The organism is Plantactinospora endophytica (assembly GCF_016862915.1).
Classification (GTDB): Bacteria; Actinomycetota; Actinomycetes; order Mycobacteriales; family Micromonosporaceae; genus Plantactinospora; species Plantactinospora endophytica.
This window is the reverse complement of sequence record NZ_BONW01000005.1, coordinates 333620-352545: the sequence shown is the minus strand read 5'-3', so window position 1 is coordinate 352545 and position 18926 is coordinate 333620. Positions and strand designations below refer to the sequence as shown.

At 72.4% G+C, this 18926-nt stretch carries 14 protein-coding genes; 7 read left to right on the top strand and 7 right to left on the bottom strand.

All coding sequences use genetic code 11. From position 1 onward, the window contains the following. Positions 1 to 60 precede the first annotated feature (60 nt). Both Pen02_RS08995 and Pen02_RS08990 read left to right on the top strand, forming a co-directional pair. Positions 61 to 1275, top strand: coding sequence for a phosphotransferase family protein (locus tag Pen02_RS08995; protein WP_372445587.1), 1215 nt, complete (start codon positions 61 to 63; stop codon positions 1273 to 1275). Between the two features lie 116 nt (positions 1276 to 1391). Beyond that, positions 1392 to 2627, top strand: a complete 1236-nt coding sequence (locus Pen02_RS08990; RefSeq protein WP_203865440.1) for an acyl-CoA dehydrogenase family protein — start codon at positions 1392 to 1394, stop codon at positions 2625 to 2627. A 208-nt stretch (positions 2628 to 2835) separates the two neighbouring features. Here the strand turns inward: Pen02_RS08990 and Pen02_RS08985 are convergent, their stop codons facing one another. From Pen02_RS08985 to Pen02_RS08960, 6 genes are all read right to left on the bottom strand, one after another. Continuing rightward, complete coding sequence (locus Pen02_RS08985) at positions 2836 to 3879, bottom strand: LacI family DNA-binding transcriptional regulator (RefSeq protein ID WP_203865439.1); 1044 nt, start codon at positions 3877 to 3879, stop codon at positions 2836 to 2838. 82 nt (positions 3880 to 3961) lie between these two features. Next, complete coding sequence (locus tag Pen02_RS08980) at positions 3962 to 5395, bottom strand: GH1 family beta-glucosidase (RefSeq protein WP_203865438.1); 1434 nt, start codon at positions 5393 to 5395, stop codon at positions 3962 to 3964. Next, positions 5392 to 6288: a carbohydrate ABC transporter permease gene (locus Pen02_RS08975; protein ID WP_203865520.1), complete on the bottom strand. Its 897-nt coding sequence runs from the start codon at positions 6286 to 6288 to the stop codon at positions 5392 to 5394. Before Pen02_RS08975 ends, Pen02_RS08980 begins: the two co-directional genes overlap by 4 nt. A gap of 5 nt (positions 6289 to 6293) precedes the next feature. Next, complete coding sequence (locus tag Pen02_RS08970) at positions 6294 to 7277, bottom strand: carbohydrate ABC transporter permease (protein WP_203865437.1); 984 nt, start codon at positions 7275 to 7277, stop codon at positions 6294 to 6296. Positions 7278 to 7407: 130 nt separating this feature from the next. Beyond that, positions 7408 to 8718 (bottom strand): extracellular solute-binding protein, encoded by a 1311-nt coding sequence (locus Pen02_RS08965; RefSeq protein WP_203865436.1) that lies wholly within the window; start codon positions 8716 to 8718, stop codon positions 7408 to 7410. A gap of 528 nt (positions 8719 to 9246) precedes the next feature. Continuing rightward, on the bottom strand, positions 9247 to 9792 hold the full coding sequence (locus tag Pen02_RS08960) for a plasmid pRiA4b ORF-3 family protein (RefSeq protein WP_203865435.1): 546 nt from the start codon (positions 9790 to 9792) through the stop codon (positions 9247 to 9249). 150 nt (positions 9793 to 9942) lie between these two features. Between Pen02_RS08960 and Pen02_RS08955 the strand changes: the two genes are divergently transcribed. Then, positions 9943 to 10686, top strand: a complete 744-nt coding sequence (locus Pen02_RS08955) for a pyrimidine reductase family protein (RefSeq protein WP_203865434.1) — start codon at positions 9943 to 9945, stop codon at positions 10684 to 10686. Positions 10687 to 10793: 107 nt separating this feature from the next. Here the strand turns inward: Pen02_RS08955 and Pen02_RS08950 are convergent, their stop codons facing one another. After that, complete coding sequence (locus tag Pen02_RS08950) at positions 10794 to 12272, bottom strand: glycerophosphodiester phosphodiesterase (protein ID WP_239140301.1); 1479 nt, start codon at positions 12270 to 12272, stop codon at positions 10794 to 10796. A gap of 246 nt (positions 12273 to 12518) precedes the next feature. Here Pen02_RS08950 and Pen02_RS08945 point away from each other — a divergent pair, with 246 nt between their 5' ends. Genes Pen02_RS08945 through Pen02_RS08930 form a run of 4 tightly spaced genes read left to right on the top strand, consistent with a single transcriptional unit; the run spans position 12519 to position 18914 of the window. After that, positions 12519 to 14276, top strand: coding sequence for an ATP-binding protein (locus tag Pen02_RS08945; protein WP_203865433.1), 1758 nt, complete (start codon positions 12519 to 12521; stop codon positions 14274 to 14276). 15 nt (positions 14277 to 14291) lie between these two features. Beyond that, positions 14292 to 15440, top strand: coding sequence for an exonuclease SbcCD subunit D (locus Pen02_RS08940; RefSeq protein ID WP_203865432.1), 1149 nt, complete (start codon positions 14292 to 14294; stop codon positions 15438 to 15440). 22 nt (positions 15441 to 15462) lie between these two features. Further along, positions 15463 to 17946 (top strand): AAA family ATPase, encoded by a 2484-nt coding sequence (locus Pen02_RS08935; protein ID WP_203865431.1) that lies wholly within the window; start codon positions 15463 to 15465, stop codon positions 17944 to 17946. Further along, positions 17943 to 18914 (top strand): hypothetical protein, encoded by a 972-nt coding sequence (locus Pen02_RS08930; protein WP_203865430.1) that lies wholly within the window; start codon positions 17943 to 17945, stop codon positions 18912 to 18914. The genes Pen02_RS08935 and Pen02_RS08930 overlap by 4 nt, the downstream gene beginning before the upstream one ends. Positions 18915 to 18926: the final 12 nt, after the last annotated feature.

Here is an 18926-nt window from a genome sequence, read left to right as displayed (position 1 = left end):
GCCTGACTCGCTCGGGGCCGGACCGGCCCGGCGCGGACCGGGGTTGACTGGACGACCCAGATGCCATCAACTGTCCGGATGACCGATCCGCCGGCCACCGCCGTCCGGCCTGAGCCACCCTCCGGATCGCCGTCCGGGCTCGACCTCGACCGGCTGGCCGGACACCTCGCGGCGCACCGGCCCGACCTGCTGACCGGCCCGCTCCGGGCGGAGTTGATCGCCGGCGGCAGGTCCAACCTCACCTATCTGGTGCAGGCCGGAGAGCGGGAGTTCGTGCTCCGCCGGCCGCCGCTCGGGCACGTGCTGGCCACCGCGCACGACATGGGCCGGGAGTTCCAAGTGATCTCCGCGCTGGCCCCGACCGGGGTGCCGGTGCCGGCGACCCTGCTGCACTGCGCCGACGAGACGGTACTCGGAGCGCCGTTCTATCTGATGGAACGGGTGCCCGGGGTGGTCTACCGGAACCGGAGCCAGACGGACCCGCTGACGCCGGCCCAGCGCCGGGAGCTGGCGCTGGTCATGATGGACGTGCTGGCCACCCTGCACACCGTCGACCCGGCCGCCGTCGGGCTGGCCGACTTCGGCCGGCCGGAGGGCTTCCTGGCCCGGCAGGTACGCCGCTGGGGCGGCCAGCTCGACCGGTCCCGCAGCCGACCGCTGCCCCGGATCGACGAGTTGCGCGAACGGCTGGCCGCGTCCGCGCCGGACGGCCGCAACGCCGGGCGGATCGTGCACGGCGACTACCGGCTGGACAACCTGATCGCCGTCTGCGAGCCGCCGACCCGGGACGGCGGGCCGGAGATTGGCACCGTGGCGGTGAGCCTGGGCGGCGTCGGGCCGGCGAACCAGGGCGACCGGCTGCCGACCGGGGCCGACGGGTCGGCAACCGGCACGGTGGCGATCCGGGCGGTACTCGACTGGGAGATGGCCACCCTCGGTGATCCGCTCGCGGACCTCGGCCTGCTGCTGACGTACTGGGACGTGCTCGGCGACTCCGACGCGGCCGACGACAACCCGGTCGCCGACGGGCTCGGGCCGCGCGCCGGCTTCCCCACCGGCGCCGAACTGCTCGACCGGTACGCGGCCCGCAGCGACGTCGACGTCGGTCCGCTGGACTGGCACGTGGCGCTGGGCTGCTTCAAGCTCGCCGTGATCTGCGAGGGGATCCACTACCGGCACACCCTCGGGCAGACCGTCGGCGAGGGTTTCGACCGGATCGGCGCCCTGGTCGACCCGCTGGTCGCGTACGGGCTGGCCGCGTTCCGCCGGGTCTGACCCCGGCCCGTCCCCCGCACCGGCGCCGACCGGACGTGCCCACCGCCGACATCGCTGACACCGCAGATAGCGCAGACACCGCTGACACCGCCGAGCTGAACCGCCGAGGAGCATCGATGGACTTCGGGTTCGACGCGCGCACCGCCGAGCTGCACGAGGCGCTGCACGACTTCCTGACCGACCGGATCCTGCCGGCCGAGGCCGTGTACGCCGAGCAGGTCGCCGCCGCGGCCGACCCGGCGACCGGTACCGGTCCGTGGCACCGTCCGCCGGTCGTGGGCAAGTTGAAGGCCGAGGCCCGGCAACGCGGCCTGTGGAACCTCTTCCTGCCGCATCCCGAGTACGGCGCCGGCCTGACCAACCTCCAGTACGCGCCGCTGGCCGAGCTGACCGGCCGCAGCCCGCACCTGGCCCCGGAGGCGCTCAACTGCGCCGCCCCGGACACCGGCAACATGGAGCTGCTCGTCGACTTCGGCAGCCCGGCGCAGCAGGACCGCTGGCTGCGCCCGCTGCTCGACGGCGAACTGCGTTCGGCGTTCTGCATGACCGAGCCGGAGGTCGCCTCCTCCGACGCCACCAACATCGCCACCCGGATCGAACGGGACGGCGACGAGTACGTCGTCACCGGCCGGAAATGGTGGTCGACCGGGGCGATGGACCCGCGCTGCGGGATCTTCATCGTGATGGGCAAGACCGATCCGGACGCGCCCCGGCACCGGCAGCAGAGCATGGTGCTGGTGCCCCGGGACACCCCGGGGGTCACGGTGCACCGGGGCCTGACCGTCTTCGGCTACTCCGACGGCGCGCACGGCGGCCACGCCGAGGTGAGCTTCGACGGCGTACGGGTGCCGGCGGACCATCTGATCGGCGGGCCCGGGGACGGGTTCGCGATCGCCCAGGCGCGGCTCGGGCCGGGCCGGATCCACCACTGCATGCGCCTGGTCGGGATGGCCGAACGCGCCCTCGAACTGCTCTGCCGGCGTACGGCCGGGCGGGTCGCGTTCGGCCGGCCGCTGGCCGAGCAGGGCGTGGTGCAGGACTGGATCGCCGAGTCCCGGGTCCGGATCGAGCAGGCCCGGCTTCTGGTGCTCAAGACGGCCTGGTTGATGGACACGGTCGGCAACAAGGGGGCGCACACCGAGATCCAGGCGATCAAGATCGTAACTCCGGCAATGGCGGAGTGGGTGATCGACAAGGCGATCCAGGCACACGGCGGGGCCGGGGTCAGCCAGGACACGCCACTGGCCGCGCTCTGGGCCGGTGCCCGTACCCTGCGGCTGGCCGACGGTCCGGACGAGGTGCACCGGGCCGCGCTGGCCCGCCGCGAACTACGGCGCTGGACCGCCGACTGAGACTCCAGCCGGACGAGATGCAGCGGAACGAGATGCGGCCGGACGAGACGCGACGCTGGACCGGCGACTGAGACACCAGCCGACGAGATGCGGCCGGGCCGGCCCGCACTGCGGGCGGGACTCCGAATCCGGCCGTCCTCCGCCGCGCGACGACGGACGGCGCTGCGGGGCGGGAGGGCCGGGCCCGCAGCCCGGCCGCCCCACCGGCTCAGCCGGAGTGGCGGTGCACCAGGTGGGTGTCGAGCAGCACGTACGGCACCTCGCGCTCCTCCCGCCGGATCCGCGCGACGAGCAGCCGGGCCATCTGCCGGCCCATCTCCTCCATCGGCTGGAAGACCGTGGTCAGCGGGGGCTCGGTCTGCCGGGCGATCGGGGCGTCCTCGAAGCCCACCACCGCCACGTCCTCGGGCACCCGCCGACCGGCGTCGCGCAGCGCCCGCAACGCGCCGCAGGCCATCAGGTCCGAGGCGACGAAGACCGCGTCGAGATCGGGGCAACTGTCCAGCAGCCGGCGCATCGCCGCCGCGCCGCTGGTCTCGCTGAAGTCGCCGTACGCGATCATGGCGTCGTTGACGTGTCCGCCGCTCTCGCGTACCGCGTCCTGGTAGCCGGTGAGCCGGGCCACGCCGACGCCCATGTCCTGCGGGCCGGCGATGGTCGCCACCCGCTTGCGCCCCTGGCCGACCAGGTGTTCGACCGCCTGCCGGGCACCGCCGGCGTTGTCCACGTCGACGAAGTACGCCCCGGCCGGGTCGCCCAGCATCCGGGCCGGCCGGCCGCCGAGCACGGTCGGCAGCCCGCGCTGCTCCAGCAGGGTGGGCAGCGGGTCGGCGTCGTGCAGCGAGAGCAGGAGTACCCCGTCCACGTGCTGGTTCGTCAGGTGGTGCTCGACCCGCTCCCGCTCGGCCGGCGACTGCGCCATCGCCAGCCAGAGCTGCATCGGCGTCTCCAGCAGTGCGGAGCTGATCCCCCGGACGATGCCGGCGAAGAACGGCTCGCCGAAGACCCGCTCCTCCGACTCGGAGACCACCAGAGCCACCGAGTCGGTCCGCTGGGTCACCAGGGCCCGGGCCGCCCGGTTGGGCACGTAGCCCAGCTCGGCGATGGCCCGCTGCACCGCCGCCCGGGCTTCCGGGCTGACCTGGGGTGAACCGTTGACGACGCGGGACACGGTGCCCCGCCCCACTCCGGCGCGGGCGGCGACCGCGTCCAGGGTGGGCCGCCCGAGCGAGCGGGTGCGCTGGGTTGTCATCGTCTGTCCCTCCGACGTCGGGTGTCCGGCACCGATCCCGTGCGGGTCGGTGCCGGGCACCCCCAATACTGGCTGACCACGCCTATTGTGCGGCCAAACCGTTACGTCGGATCACGTCGGCATACCACCTGGCGCTTGACTTGGGAATCCGGCGCTGGCTTTCGTAGTCGACGTAGACCATGCCGAAGCGCTTGGTGTAGCCCCACGCCCACTCGTAGTTGTCAAGCAGTGACCAGGCGAAGTAGCCCCGCAGCGGCACTCCGGAGCCGATCGCCGTGTGGCAGGCCCGCAGGTGCGCCTCGAAGTAGCCCAGCCGGTCGGCGTCGTCGACCCGGCCGTCCACCAGTTCGTCGACGAAGGCGGAACCGTTCTCGGTGATGTAGAGCGGCAGTTCCGGGTAGTCCCGGTGCACCCGCTGGAGGGTCTCGGTGAGCCCGGGCGCGTCGATCTCCCAGTTCATGTCGGTCACCGGGACACCCCGGGTGACGAACCGGACCTGCTCGCTGCCGGGCCAGCAGGACTGGGCCCGCCAGTACGGCTCCGGCTCGACACCCTCGACCGGGGCGGCGACCACGTGCCGGCTGTAGTAGTTGATGCCGAGGAACGACATCGGGGTGGAGATGGTCTCCAGGTCGCCGTCCCGGACGTGACCGAGATCGGTCACCGCCGCCAGGTCGGCGACGACGTCCGACGGGTAGCTGCCGCGCAGCACCGGGTCCAGGAAGATCCGGTTGGCCAGCCCGTCGATCCGGCGGGCCGCGTCGGCGTCGCCGTCCGAGGAGGTCTGCGGGGAGACCGCGTACAGGTTGAGGGTGATGCCGACCTCGGCGTCCGGCCGGGCCGCCCGGATGGCCCGGGTCGCCAGGCCGTGCCCGAGCATCAGGTGGTGCGCCGCCCGCACCGCCTCGCCCGGATTGGTACGCCCCGGCGCGTGCACGCCGGAGCCGTAGCCGAGGAAGGCCGAGCACCACGGCTCGTTCAGGGTGATCCAGTGTTGTACCCGGTCGCCGAGGGCGGCGTGGGTGAGCTCGGCGTACTCGGCGAACCGGGCGGCGGTGTCCCGGTTGGGCCAGCCGCCGGCGTCCTCGATCGCCTGCGGCAGGTCCCAGTGGTAGAGGGTGACCCACGGCTCGATGCCGTGTTCCAGCAGCTCGTCGGCGAGCCGCCGGTAGAAGTCCAGCCCGGCCTGGTTGCCCGGCCCGTGCCCGTCCGGCTGGATCCGGGGCCAGGCCACCGACAGCCGGTACGCCTTCAGCCCCAGCTCGGCCATCAGCTTCACGTCGTCCCGGTACCGGTGGTAGTGGTCGCAGGCGACGTCCCCGGTGTGCCCGTGCAGGACCCGCCCCGGGGTGTGGCTGAAGGTGTCCCAGATCGATGCGCTTCGACCGCCCTCGTGCACCGCCCCCTCGATCTGGTAGGCCGCGGTGGCCGCGCCCCAGACGAAGCCGGGGGGAAAGGTCGCGCCTTCACCCTCCTCGAGCAGTTGGATGGATTGTGGGCTCGTGGAGTTGCTCACGACTTGACGGCGCCTTCCATGATGCCGCCGATGATCTGGCGGCCGAAGATGATGAACACGATCAGCAGCGGCAGGGTCGCCAGCGCGGTGCCGGCGAACAGAGCTACATAATCCGTCTGGTAGAGGCCGGACGAAAGGATCTTCAACGAGTACTGCACGGTCGGCGTGTCGGGAGTGAGCACGACGAACGGCCAGAGGAACTCGTTCCAGGTCTGCATGAACGTCAGCAGCCCGAGTACGGCCGCCGCCGGGCGCAGTGCCGGCAGCACCACGTTCCAGTAGACCCGCCAGGTGGAGCAGCCGTCGAGCCGGGCCGCCTCGATCAGCTCGTCGCTGACCGCGGACATGGCGTACTGGCGCATCATGAAGACCCCGAAGCCCTGCACCAGGAACGGCACGATGACCGCCTGGAGGGTGCCGGTCCAGCCCAGCTCCACCATCATCAGGTAGAGCGGGATGATGCCGAGCTGGGTCGGGACCATCATGGTCAGGATGATCACCAGCAGCAGGGCGTTGCTGCCCCGGAACCTGAGCTTGGCGAAGGCGAAGCCGGCCAGGGTGGAGAAGAAGATCACCGAGATGGTCACCACGGAGGAGACCACGGCCGAGTTGACCAGGCCGTAGAGGAACGCGGCGTCCTCGTTGGCCAGCATCCGGTCGATGTTCTCGAAGAGCTTTCCACCCGGGGTGGGCGGCATCTCGTAGACCGCGCTGTTGTCCCGGGAGGCGATGATGAACGACCAGACGATCGGGAAGACCGACAGGATGGAACCGATCACCAGCGCGAGGTAGGTCAGCGGGCTGGCCTCCCAGAGCCGGGCTCCGGGCGCGGCCCGGCGGCGTCGGCGGGGCGGCTGTGGCGCCGGGGTCACCGTACGGGGCAGGGTCTGCATGGTGGTCACTTCTGCTCCCCCTTGACCGAGCGGCGGACCATCGCGAAGTTGATCAGGGCGAAGACGACGATCATCAGGAAGAGCAGCCAGGACATCGCGGCGCCGGACCCGTACTCGAAGTTGCCGGTGAAGGTCCGTTCGTAGATGTACATCGCCAGCGTCTGGAACTCGTTCGAGGCGCCGCCGCGGATCAGCCCGAAGCCGTACATCAGGGGCTCGGTGAAGATCTGTAGGCCACCGATGGTCGAGATGATGATCGTGAAGAGGATGGTCGGCCGGATCAGCGGAACCGTGATCTTCCAAAACTGCCGCCAGGTGGAGGCGCCGTCCAGCGACGCCGACTCGTAGAGGTCCCGGGGAATCGCCTGCATCGCACCCAGGTAGATCAGCGCGTTGTAGCCGGTCCACCGCCAGTCGACCATGAAGGCGATCGCGAACCAGGAGGCGTACCGGTTGTCCCGCCAGGCGACCGGGTCGATGCCGACGGTGCCGAGCAGCCAGTTCACCAGGCCGTACCGGTCGGCGAAGATCAGCGCGAAGATGATGCCGACCGCGGCCACCGAGGTGATGTTGGGGATCAGGATTCCCATCCGGAACAGCGTGCGGGCCCGCATCTGCCGGTTCAGCAGGTTGGCGATCATCAGCGCCACGACGAGCTGCGGCACGGTGCTGAGCACGAACATGCCGAAGGTGTTGTAGGCGGCGTTCCAGAACTGGGCGTCGTCCAGCAGGACCCGGTAGTTCTCCAGCCCGACGTACTCCTTGGTGCCGCTGAGCAGGTCGTACTCGAAGAGCGAGACGTAGACCGTGTAGAGGACCGGGAAGAGGCCGAAGACCCCGAAGAGGATGAAGAACGGGGCGACGTAGAGGTACGGGGAGTACTTGATGTCCCACCGACCGAGCCGGTACGACCGGCGGCGGTGCGTGGGTTCCGGGGTGGGTGGCGTGGCAGCGTGCCGTGGTGGTGCCGCGCCGACAGCAGAGCTCATTGCGGGGTCCTTCCGGGGAGGTGGGCCAGCCGGTGACCTCGCGGCGGTGCCCACACCCTCCTCGGGTGTGGGCACCGCCGCCGGCCCACGGGCACTGCTCGCCCGTGGGAACGGCAGGTCACCGGTCGACTCAGCTGGTCAGCTTCTTGGCCTCGTCCATCGCCTTCTTCCAGCCGGCGTCGGAGCTGACCTGGCCCCGCTCGGCCGCCTGCATCTGCGGCTCGACCACCGTCTCCCAGATCTGCTGGTGCTTGGCGCCGAGGAAGACCGGCTTCATGTTCTTGACGCTGTCGCCGAAGATCTGCCCGGTCGGCGCGCCGCTGAAGTACTCGCTCTTCTTGTCCTTGAACGCCGGGTCCTCGATGCCCGCGATGTCGGACGGCATGGCCCCGGCCTCCTTGAACGCGGCCAGGTGGCCCTCCTTGCTGGTCAGGTACTTGGCCAGCAGGTACGCCTCCTTCGGGTGCTTGGTCTGCGCCGGCACCGCCAGGTAGGAGCCGCCCCAGTTACCGCCACCGCCGGGGATGTTGGCGATGTCCCACTTGCCGGAGTTCGCCGGGCCGGACTTCGGGGCGATCACACCCTCGGTCATCCAGGACGGGCACGGGATGGTGGCGAACGCCGAGTTCTTGAAGGCGGCGTCCCAGTCGGCGCTCCAGCGCTGCGCCTTGGCGGTCAGGCCGTCGGCCGCCATCTGCAGGCCCATGTCCCAGGTCTGCTTGACGATCGGGTTGGTCTCGCCGATGAACTTGTTGTCCTTGTCGAAGAAGAACGTCTCGGAGTTCTGCATGACGTGCGGCTGCATCAGGCTGGTGGCGCTGTCCAGCCAGGCGGCCTTGGCCTTGCCGCTGGCCTTGAACTCCTTGCCCAGCGCGATGTAGTCCTGCCAGGTGCTCATCCGCTTCGACACCTCGGTGCGGTCGGTCGGCAGACCGGCCTGCTGGAAGAGGTCCTTGCGGTAGCACATGGCCAGGCCGCCCACGTCGGTGCCGAGCCCGATCAGCTTCTTGCCGTCCGGGGTGAGGGCGTTGTTCCACTTCCACTCCGGGAAGCCGCTCTTCAGGTCGCTGGCCCCGAGGTCGAGCAGGTTGGCGAACTTGTCGTGGTTCTGCACGTACCCCAGCAGCACGCCCTCTTCGAGCCCGACCACGTCGCCCGCGCCGCTGCCCGCCGCGAGCCACTGCACCAGCTTCGGCTGGAAGTCGCGCAGCTCGCCCATCTTCTGGTGCTCGACCTTGATGTTCGGGTTGGCGGCCTCGAAGTCCTTGATCGCCTGGTCGTAACCGAAGTTCGAGAAGGTCTGCAGAACCAGCTTGACCTGTCCCCCTTCGCCGGTGGACCCCTCGTTGTCGCTCTTGCTGCACGCCGTGCTGCCGAGAGCCACGCCCGCGGCGAGCGCGGCGACCGCGACGGTGCGGAGCCGGCGCCTGATGACGCTCATCCCTGACCCCTCTCAGGTGGGTAACTCGTGGTGTGGTGGTGGCGGAGATTCGTGTGTCCGAACGGTGCTGCTGGTGGTGGGTGCCCCGGTGTTCCGGTCTCTGGTGCGGGTGTTTCCGCCCGCCGACCGGCGCCGGGCGGTCGGCCCGGCGCCGGTCGATGGGGATTCGGTCCGACGGCTCCAGCGGCGGTTCTGTGGCCTGGGCCACAAATCGCCGGGAGCGCTCCCATGAGATTGCCGGGGCGTTTCGGGGGTGTCAATGGGCGGATGGGAGCGTTCCCATTTCGTTACCGTCGGCGCTGGGTCACTCACCCGCAAAGCGGGCGTTATCCCCGAGGTAACGAGCGCGCCAACCTCCGGCCGACCGGCGGGTGGCCGGACCGGCCCGAGATCGTACGGGAAGACGGTCGGCGACCGGCCGATCCACAGTGGTTCCAGGGACCCCGACCGGCGATTTCCGGGATCCCACCCGGCCCGCCGCCGGGGACCTGTGATCGGGGACCGGCTACCGCCCGGGGCGTACCCGGGTCAGCTCAGCCAGCGGGCCAGGGTGCTCGCCCGGCCCGGGTCGAAAGTCGACGGATCGAAGGACCGGCCGAGCCAGTTCCGCAGCGACTCGTGCTCCGGATGCCCCGGGTCGGCCATCGCCACGAGGAACTGCCGGTAGCCGAACGGACCGCCGACGTCCTCCGGTGGGCAGGCACCCGCCCCGGCGGAGCAGACCGGATACCGCTCGTCGGGATCGGCGCCGAAGACGTCCTCGACGGTCACGTCGTGTTCCCACCAGTCGCCGAAGTCGTACGTGTAGAGGAACCGTCCGCCCTTGGTCGCCACCGCGTCCAGCCGGGTGTCCAGCTCGTCGCGGAGCGTCAGCTCCCCCTCCGGGTCCGGTACGCCGTACTGGACCCCGCCGATGTCGAACGAGTGCAGGTGGCAGTTCTGCCAGCCCAGTACGGACTGGAACACCCGGTGCACCCGGTCCAGGGTGTAGCCGCCCGGCACCAGCACCCGCCGCCAGACCGGCGGTGTGACGTCGGCGAGCGACACCTTGAGCTGGAAGATCTGACGGCGCATCGGTCTCCCACCCTCTCGGCATAGGCTTACCGGCATGATCTGCCGAGCCTGCCGGGACGACAGGCACGACGACTGCCGGGGCCGCAACTGGTGCGACTGCCAGCACCGTACCCCCGTACCCGTCCCTCCGGTCACCGGTCCGGCCAGCGAATGACCGGTAATGTCGGAATAACCCGGTTGTGGCCTGACCCGGTGGCGGCAGCCCTGGACGACCCGGCGCTGATCGCGCTCTATCCCCGGGTCGAGCGGCCACACCTGCGGATGAACTTCGTCGCCAGCATCGACGGTGCGGTGGAACTGGACGGCCACTCCGCCGGGCTGTCCAGCGCGCCGGACAAGCGTGTCTTCGGACTGCTCCGGATGGTCTGCGACGCGCTGCTGGTCGGCGCCGGCACGCTGCGGCACGAGGCGTACCGGGCGCTGAAACTGGACGAGCGGCGCCGCGCCTGGCGCCGGGAGCACGGGCTGGCCGAGTACCCGACCCTGGTCGTGGTCTCCCGGGCACTGAACCTCGACCCGTCCTCGGCGGCCTTCGCGGACGCCCCGGTCCGGCCGGTGGTGGTGACCGCCGAGCGGGCCGAGGCCCCGCCGGGGCTCGCCGACGTCGCCGACCTGGTGCGCCGGGGTGACGAGCAGGTCGACCTGGCCGCCGGGCTGGCCGAGCTGCACCGCCGGGGGCACCGGCAACTGCTCAGCGAGGGCGGCCCACACCTGTTCGGCTCGCTGACCGCCGCCGGGCTGGTCGACGAGGTCTGCCTGACGGTCGCGCCGATGCTGACGGGTCCGGGCGCCGGGCGGATCACCGCCGGGCCGACCACCACACCGCACGGGATGTCGCTGCGGCACGTCCTGGCCGCCGGGGACGAGCTGCTGCTCCGGTACGCCCGAAGCTGAGCCTCCGGCCGGCGCCGGCTGCCGGTCCGGACCGGTCGTCCGTTGCCGCGAGCCTCCGGCGGGTGCCCCGGCTGGTGCGTGACCGCCGGGGCGCCCGCCGGACGGGCCTAGTTCTGGCCGGCGTTCCAGGTGACGAGTTCGGCCGGGCGGTTGGTGATGATCCCGTCCACGCCCAGGTCGTCGAGCTGCCGCCAGCCGGTCGGGGTGTCCACCGTCCAGACCATCAGCGCGATCCCGGCCCGGTGCAGGTTGCCGACGATCGCCGGCCGGCTGAGCAGGGCCGCCGACGACGGGTTGTAGGTGGCCAGGCCGAGCGACGCCGAGATGGCCACCGGATCCGCGTCCAGGGTGCTGCGGAGCAGCCCGAGCGGCAGCTCCGGGGCGAGTTCGCGGGTGTACCGCAGCACGTCCACCTCGAAGCTCTGCACCAGTACCCGCTCGGTCATCTGCTGCTCGCGGACCACCTGGACGATCCGGGACACCTCGGCCCGGCTGTGCGCGCCCTTGATCTCCAGCACCAGCCGACCGCCCTTGGTACGCAGATCCGCCAACTGCTCGGCCAGGGTCGGCATCCGGGTCCCGGCGAACTGCGGGGCGAACCAGGAGCCGGCGTCCAGCGTCTTGAGCCGGGTACTGGTCAGCGAGCGGATCGCGCCGGTGCCGTCGGTGGTGCGGTCCACCGTCGAGTCGTGCAGCACGAACGGGACGCCGTCGCTGCTCGGCTGCACGTCGTTCTCGATCCAGTCCGCGCCGCCCCGGCGGGCCAGATCCTGGGCGACCAGGGTGTTCTCCGGCGCCGCCGCCGAGGCGCCCCGGTGGGCGATCACCGCGACCGGGCCGCCCGGCCGCCGGAGCAGGGGGCTCGGGGCCAGCTCGGTGATCCGGACGTCGTCGAAGGAGACGGTGGCGCCGTTGACGAAGAGCGCCTGACCGGCCGTGCCGGAGCGGCGCAGGCTGCCGGTCCGGAGGATCTCCCGGCCGTCGAAGGACCACCGGGCCTGGCTGCCGTAGACCTCGATGGCGACCCGGACGTCCCGGCCGGTGCCGGCGGCGGTCGGCGCGGCGGCGGTGTTCGTCACGTTCCAGGCGTTGCCGGTGGTGCGCTCGGCGAACTCCAGCCCGTTGGCGGCGGTGCTGCCGCTGCGCATGGTGGCGATCCACCACGGGGTCGCCCCGGTGGCCGGTACGTCGAGGCCGAGCGCGGCCCAGCGGGTGCTCGCGGTCACGGACTCGAAGCGTACGGTCGCCTCGAAGCGGAAGTGCTCCAGGTACGCCCCAAATGTGATCTTGTTGTTCTGGCTGGAGCTGGCCGAGGTGCCGTACAGCCGGCCGTTCTGCACCCGCCAGGTGCCGTCGACCGCCCGCCAGCCGGCCGGCAGCGCGCCGTTGTCGAAGTTCGCCGAGACGTGCACCCGGCCCGGCTCGGCGGCGGCCGGAGCGGGCTCGGCGGTGACGGCACTTCCGGCACCGGCGGCCACGGCCAGCAGCAGGGCCACGACGGCCGGGGTACGCCGGCGCCGGCCGGTGGCGCGCGGGACCGGTGCCGGCGTGTTGCCCCGGCCGGTGGGCGGATTGAGGGTCATCATGGCGCAGGAGGCTAGCCGGACACCGGGAGCGGACCGCCAAGATCTGGTTAAGGTGGCGCAAAGCAGCCGTGTACGACCGACCACGGGACGAACCCGGCGGCCACGGGATGCTCCCTCGGGCGTTCCCGCCGCGCCGCGTGGCACGGTGTCGTACTAGTGAGGCAGGATGCGACTCGTGTGTCTTGACCAGATTCCTACCCTGACCGGGCCGACGGCGACCGGGGCGACACCGACCGGAGTCGCGCGGTGACCGACAGCCCACCCGAGGGTCCGGGCACCGAGGTCGGCCGGGTGCTCGGCACCGCCGACGCCACCCCGTTGCAGTTCTGGACGGCCGTCCACCCGGGCAGCTACCTCCAGCTCGACGACGTGGTGGTGACCCGGCGCGAGCTGCCCGACCGGGAGCCGGTCACCATCGCCGGAGTGGTCACCCAGGTCCGGGCCCGGCACGAGGGCGCACAGTTCGACTCCGACGTCTTCGCCATCGCCGACGGCACCCTGCCGGCGATGGTCCAGGAGGCGGCCGAGATCACCACCACCCGGGTCGACCCGGAGTTCTACGTGCCGCCGTCGCCCGGCGCGGTGGTCTACCGGGCCGAGGGCGAGGCCCGGTCGGCGGCGTTGCACTTCGACCGGATGGAACGCCGGGTGCCGATGGGGATCGGCCGGGACGGCGTACCCGTCTTCCTCAACGCCGACTTCCTGGACGGCTCCCGGGGCGCACACGTGTCGATCTCCGGCATCTCCGGGGTGGCCACCAAGACCAGCTTCGCCACCTTCCTGCTCTACTCGGTCTTCCGCTCCGGGGTGCTCGGCGGCGACGCGGTGAACGCCAAGGCACTGATCTTCAACGTCAAGGGCGAGGACCTGCTCTTCCTCGACCACCCCAACAGCCGGCTGGACGGGCCCACCACCGAGACGTACGCCAAGTTGGGGCTGGACGCCGGGGCGTTCCCGGACGTCCGGGTCTACGCGCCGCCCCGGGCCGGCGACTCCTCCGGCACCCCGGACGTGAGCAGCCGACTCTCCGGAGTGGACAGCTTCTACTGGACGCTCACCGAGTTCTGCGCCGACCGCCTGCTGCCGTACGTCTTCGCCGACGCCGACGACGAGCGCCAGCAATACACCATGGTCGTGCACTCGGTCGCCGCCCACCTGGCCCGGTACGCCCAGCCCGCCGACGGCGGGGTCAGCGTCGACGGGGTACGCATCAACTCCTACCCCGACCTGGTCGACCACGTCGTCGAGCAGCTCACCGACGACGAGACCCGCTCGGAGTGGGCCGGCAGCGCGGTCAACATGGGCACCGTCAACGCGTTCGCCCGCCGGCTGATCGGCAGCAAGAAGGACCTGGCCCGGCTGATCAGGGGAGATCTGGCCACTCGCCGACCGCACAGCGTGAACACCAGCGAGAGCGCGCAGGTGACCGTGGTCGACCTGCACAACCTGCCGGACCGGGCGCAGCGGTTCGTGGTCGGGGTGACCCTGAAGACCGAGTTCGAGCGCAAGGAGAAGGCCGGCACCGCCAAGCCGCTGCTCTTCGTCGTCCTCGACGAGCTGAACAAGTACGCCCCTCGGGAGGGGTCCTCGCCGATCAAGGAGGTGCTGCTGGACATCGCCGAGCGGGGCCGCTCGCTCGGGGTGATCCTGATCGGCGCGCAGCAGACCGCCAGCGAGGTGGAGCGGCGGATCGTCACCAACTCGGCGATCCGGGTGGTGGGCCGGCTCGACCCGGCCGAGGCGTCCCGCCCGGAGTACGGCTTCCTCCCCGCCGCGCAGCGGCAGCGGGCGCTGCTCGCCAAGCCCGGCACCATGTTCGTCAACCAGCCGGACATCCCGGTACCGCTCTGCCTGGACTTCCCCTTCCCGGCCTGGGCGACCCGGGTCTCCGAGGCCGGCGCCGCCCCGTCCGGGACGCTCCGCTCGATCACCCAGGCCGCCGACCCGTTCGCGGTGGTCGGCGGGCGGGCCGGAACGCTCTCCGACGACGACATCCCCTTCTAGAGTTACGGGCGGCCCGTGAAGATCCTGCACACCTCCGACTGGCACGTCGGTAAGGTCCTCAAGGGACAGTCCCGGATCGGCGAGCACCGGGACGCCCTCGCCCAGCTCGTCGAGGTCGCCAAGGCCGAGTCCCCCGACCTGGTGATCGTCGCCGGTGACCTCTACGACACCGCGGCGCCGACCCCGGAGGCGACCCGGCTGGTCACCCGGGCCCTCTCCGCGCTGCGCAACACCGGGGCCCAGGTCGTCGCGATCGGCGGCAACCACGACAACGGCCCGGCCCTGGACGCGCTGCGCCCGTGGGCCGAGGCCGCCGGCATCGCGCTGCGGGGCAGCGTCCGGGACAACCCGGCCGAGCACATCATCGACGGCACCACCGCCGGGGGCGAGGCGTGGCGGCTGGTCGCGCTGCCGTTCCTCTCCCAGCGGTACGCGGTCCGCGCCGTCGAGATGTACGAGCTGACCGCCGCCGAGGCGGTGCAGACGTACGCCGACCACGTGGGGCGGGTGCTCGCCCGGCTGACCGAGGGCTTCGACTCCCCCGACCGGGTGCACCTGGTCACCGGGCACATGACGGTGGTCGGCGCCCGCACCGGCGGCGGTGAACGGGAGGCGCACACGGTGCTCAACTACGCCGTACCGGCCTCGGTCTTTCCGGGCGGCGCGCACTACGTGGCACTGGGTCACCTGCACCGGGCCCAGCAGGTGCTCGGGCCGTGTCACGTCCGCTACAGCGGCAGCCCGCTGCCGATCGACTTCGGCGAGGAGGAGAACCGGCCCTCGGTCAGCATCGTCGAGGTGACCACCCGGACCGCCGCCCGGGTCCGGGAGGTCCCGATCACGGCGGCGGCGCCGCTGCGCACCGTACGCGGCACGCTGGCCGAACTCGCCAGGATCGACGACTCCACGGCCTGGCTGCGGGTCCTCGTCCGGGAGGCGCCCCGGGCCGGGCTGCGTGAGGAGGTGCAGGAGTTGCTGCCCCGGGCCCTGGAGATCCGGATCGACCCGGAACTGCTGCCCAACTCCGGTGCGACCCGGGCCGCCCAGCGGGCCGGCCGTTCCCCGAGAGAGCTGTTCGGCGACTACCTGACCAGCCGGGGCCAGGCCGACGACGGGGTACGCGAACTCTTCGACGAACTCTACGAGGAGGCGTCGAAACCGTGATGGACGAGGAGGCGACCTAATAGTGCGTCCGCTCCGGCTCGACCTGGCCGGCTTCACCGCCTTCCGGGAGGCCACCACCGTCGACTTCACCGACGCGGACTTCTTCGCCCTGGTCGGGCCGACCGGGTCGGGCAAGTCCAGCGTGCTCGACGCGATCTGCTTCGCCCTCTACGGCACCGCACCGCGCTGGGGCGGCGCCCGGGGCATCGCCAACGCGCTGGCACCGTCGGCCGCCGAGGCCCGGGTCCGACTGGTCTTCGAGTCGGCCGGCGCCCGCTACGTGGCGACCCGGGTGGTCCGGCGGGACGGCCGGGGCAACGTCAAGACCGGCAACGCCGGCCTGCAACTGATGCCGGCCGGCTTCGACGTGACCAAACTTGACACCGGGCTGAGCCCGGACGACCTCGGCGAGGTGGTCGCCGGCACCCCGGCCGAGATGGACGAGGCGGTGCTGGAGGCGGTCGGGCTGCCGTACGAGCAGTTCACCAGCTGCGTGTTGCTGCCGCAGGGGCAGTTCGCGGACTTCCTGCACGCCAAACCGGCGACCCGGCAGCAGATCCTGGTCAACCTGCTCGGCCTCGGCGTCTACGAGGAGGTGCAGAAGCGGGCCACCGCCCGGGCCGGCCGGGCCGACGCCGCGCTGGAGACCGTCGCCCGGGTACTCGACGGGCTGACCGGGATCGACGACGACGCCCTGGCCACCGCCACCGCCCGGGTTGACGCGATGCGGGAACTGGCCGGCGGGGTCGACGCGGCCGTACCCGAACTCCGGGCCGCCCGTACCGCCGCGACCGAGGCGGAACGCGGGCTGGCCGCGCTCGACGCCGAACTCGCCGAACTCGCCCGGGTCCGGCCGCCCCGGGATCTGGCGGTGGTCGCCGAGGCGGTCGCGGGCGCGCGGGCGGAGGCCATCGAGGCGTCGGCGGCGGTGACGGTGGCCGAGGAACGCGAGGAGAAGCTCCGGGGCGAGCTGGCCGGTGCCGGCGACCCGGCGGCGCTGCGGCTGTTGCAACAGGCGCACACCGAGCGCAAGCAGGTGGCCGGCGAGGCGGCGACGCTGGCCGGCGCGCTGGACTCGGCCGGCGCCGACCACGACGCGGCGGTGGCCGCGCTCGAATCGGCCCGGGCCGCCGCCGCGCGGGCCGGCGCGGAGTTGGAAGCGGCCCGGACCGCCTACCAGGAGGCGCAGACCGCCGACCGGGCGGCGGCACTGCGGGCCCACCTGCACGCCGGGGCGCCCTGCCCGGTCTGCGCGCAGCCGGTGACCGAGGTGCCGGCGCTGCCGACGGGCTCGGCGGTGGCCGCCGCGAAGAAGGCCGGCGAGGCAGCCAGGGCAGCCGCCGACGCCGCCGACCGGCTGGTGGCCGAGCGGGACCGGGCCGCCCGCGATCTGGAACGCACCCTCGACCAGGCCCGCGCCCGGCACGAGCAACTCACCGCCCGACTGGCCGACCTCGACGCCCGACTCGCCGACTCGCCCGGCCCGGCCGCGCTGCGCGAGCAGCTCGACACGCTCGCCAAGCTCCGCCGCGACCTGGAGACGGCCGGCGGCGCGGTGCGCGCGGCCCGGGAGACCGCCCGCCGGGCCCGGGCCGGCGTGGAGGCGGCCGAGGAGCGGCTGCGCGGCGCCTGGCACGCCTTCGACACCGTCCGGGACGGGGTGGCCCGGCTCGGCCCGCCCGCCGCCGACCGGGCCGACGTGACCGCCGCCTGGGCCGGGCTCGCCGACTGGGCGGCCCGGGCCACCGAGGAGCGCCGCGCGAAGCGGGCCGACGCCGCCTCGGCGGTGACCGAGGCGCGGCACACCGTCGACGCCGTGACGGAACGGGTCGCCGCGCTCTTCACCGCCGCCGGGCACGACCGTCCGGCCGCCGAGGCCGACCCGGTACGACTGGCCGTGGTCGCCGTCGAGCGGGCCGAGGCCGAGCACCGGCGGCTGGTCGAACGCCGTGAGCAGGCCCGGGAGCTGCGCGAACAGCGGGCCGGGCACGAGCGCGAGTCCCGGGTCGCCAAGGCGCTCGCCGGGCACCTGCGGGCCAACAACTTCGAACGTTGGCTGCTCGCCGAGGCGCTCGACCTGCTGGTCGACGGCGCCTCCCGGATCCTGCGCGAACTGACCGACGGTCAATACGACCTGACCCACGACAAGGGCGAGTTCTTCGTACTCGACCACCACGACGCCGGGCTGCGCCGGGCGGTACGGACGCTGTCGGGCGGCGAGACCTTCCAGGCGTCGCTGGCACTGGCGCTGGCCCTCTCCGAACAGCTCGCCGGACTGTCGACCACCACCGCCAGCCTGGAGTCGATCGTCCTCGACGAGGGCTTCGGCACCCTGGACGCGTCCACTCTGGACACCGTCGCCGCCACGCTGGAAAACCTGGCCGCCCGGGGCGACCGGATGGTCGGGGTGGTCACCCACGTACCGGCGCTGGCCGAACGGATCCCGGTCCGGTTCGAGGTACGCAAGGACGCCCGCAGCTCCCGGGTGGAACGGACCGGCCGGTGAACGCCCGGCTCTTCGTCGACGCCTGGGATCCGGCCTACGGCGCCTCGTTCGAGGCACCCGGTGGACCGGCGGCACCGAGCAGTGCCCAGGTGCAGACCGACGTCGAGCTGCCCGCCGACGAGTGGCGCCCGCTCACCGCCCCGGACTCCGTCGAGCCGCCGGACGTGGTGTTGCTGGTCGACGGGGTACGCCGGATCGACGCCAGCGTCTGGACGGAGGAGCCGGACGGCACCTCGTACCCCGGCCTGGCCGCCTCGTACGCCGCCGGGGTGGTCCGGTGCGACCTGCGCCGGGGCGCGGCGGAACTGGCCGGTGCCGAGGTGGAGCGGGGACTCTTCACCGCCAGCCCGTCCGCGCAGGACGTGGTCGCGGGGCAGATCCGGTACGCCGTACACCGGCTCAGCGGGACCGGCGAGTTGAGCAAGCTGCCGGCGGCGGTGCAGGGGCCGCTGACCGCGCTCGAAGTGAAGGTCTCCGGCGCGGTCCGCGACGACGGCGACCTGCTGGTGGTGGACGGCCCGCTGCGCAGCCGGCGGCAACTGCCGCGCACCCTCGGCTACATCAAGACCCAGCACAGCCAATACCTCGACGCCCGGCACACCGCGCTCGTCACCGGGCTGCGCGCCCGGGAACGCTCCCCGGTGTTCCGGCTCGGTACGGCCTGGGGCGGCTACTCGTGGTATCTGCGGCTGCCCGGCTCGGGGCGCGGCCCGTGGGCCGGGATCGTCCGGGTCGAGTGCTCGGCCGAACTGGCCGAGCAGCAGGCGGTCGAGCTGGCCAACCTCTCCCTGGTCACCCTGCCGAAGTTCGCCTCCACCCCCTACAAGGACCCGCGGGCCCCGCAGAATTTGATCCCGATCGCCGGGCTGGAACGCCGGCTGCGGGCCCGGCTCGGCGACGGCCGGCTGCTGCACCGCGCCCTCACCCTCGCCACCACCCGGGCCGCCCCGCCGGCCTACACCCGCTGAACCAGGGAATAC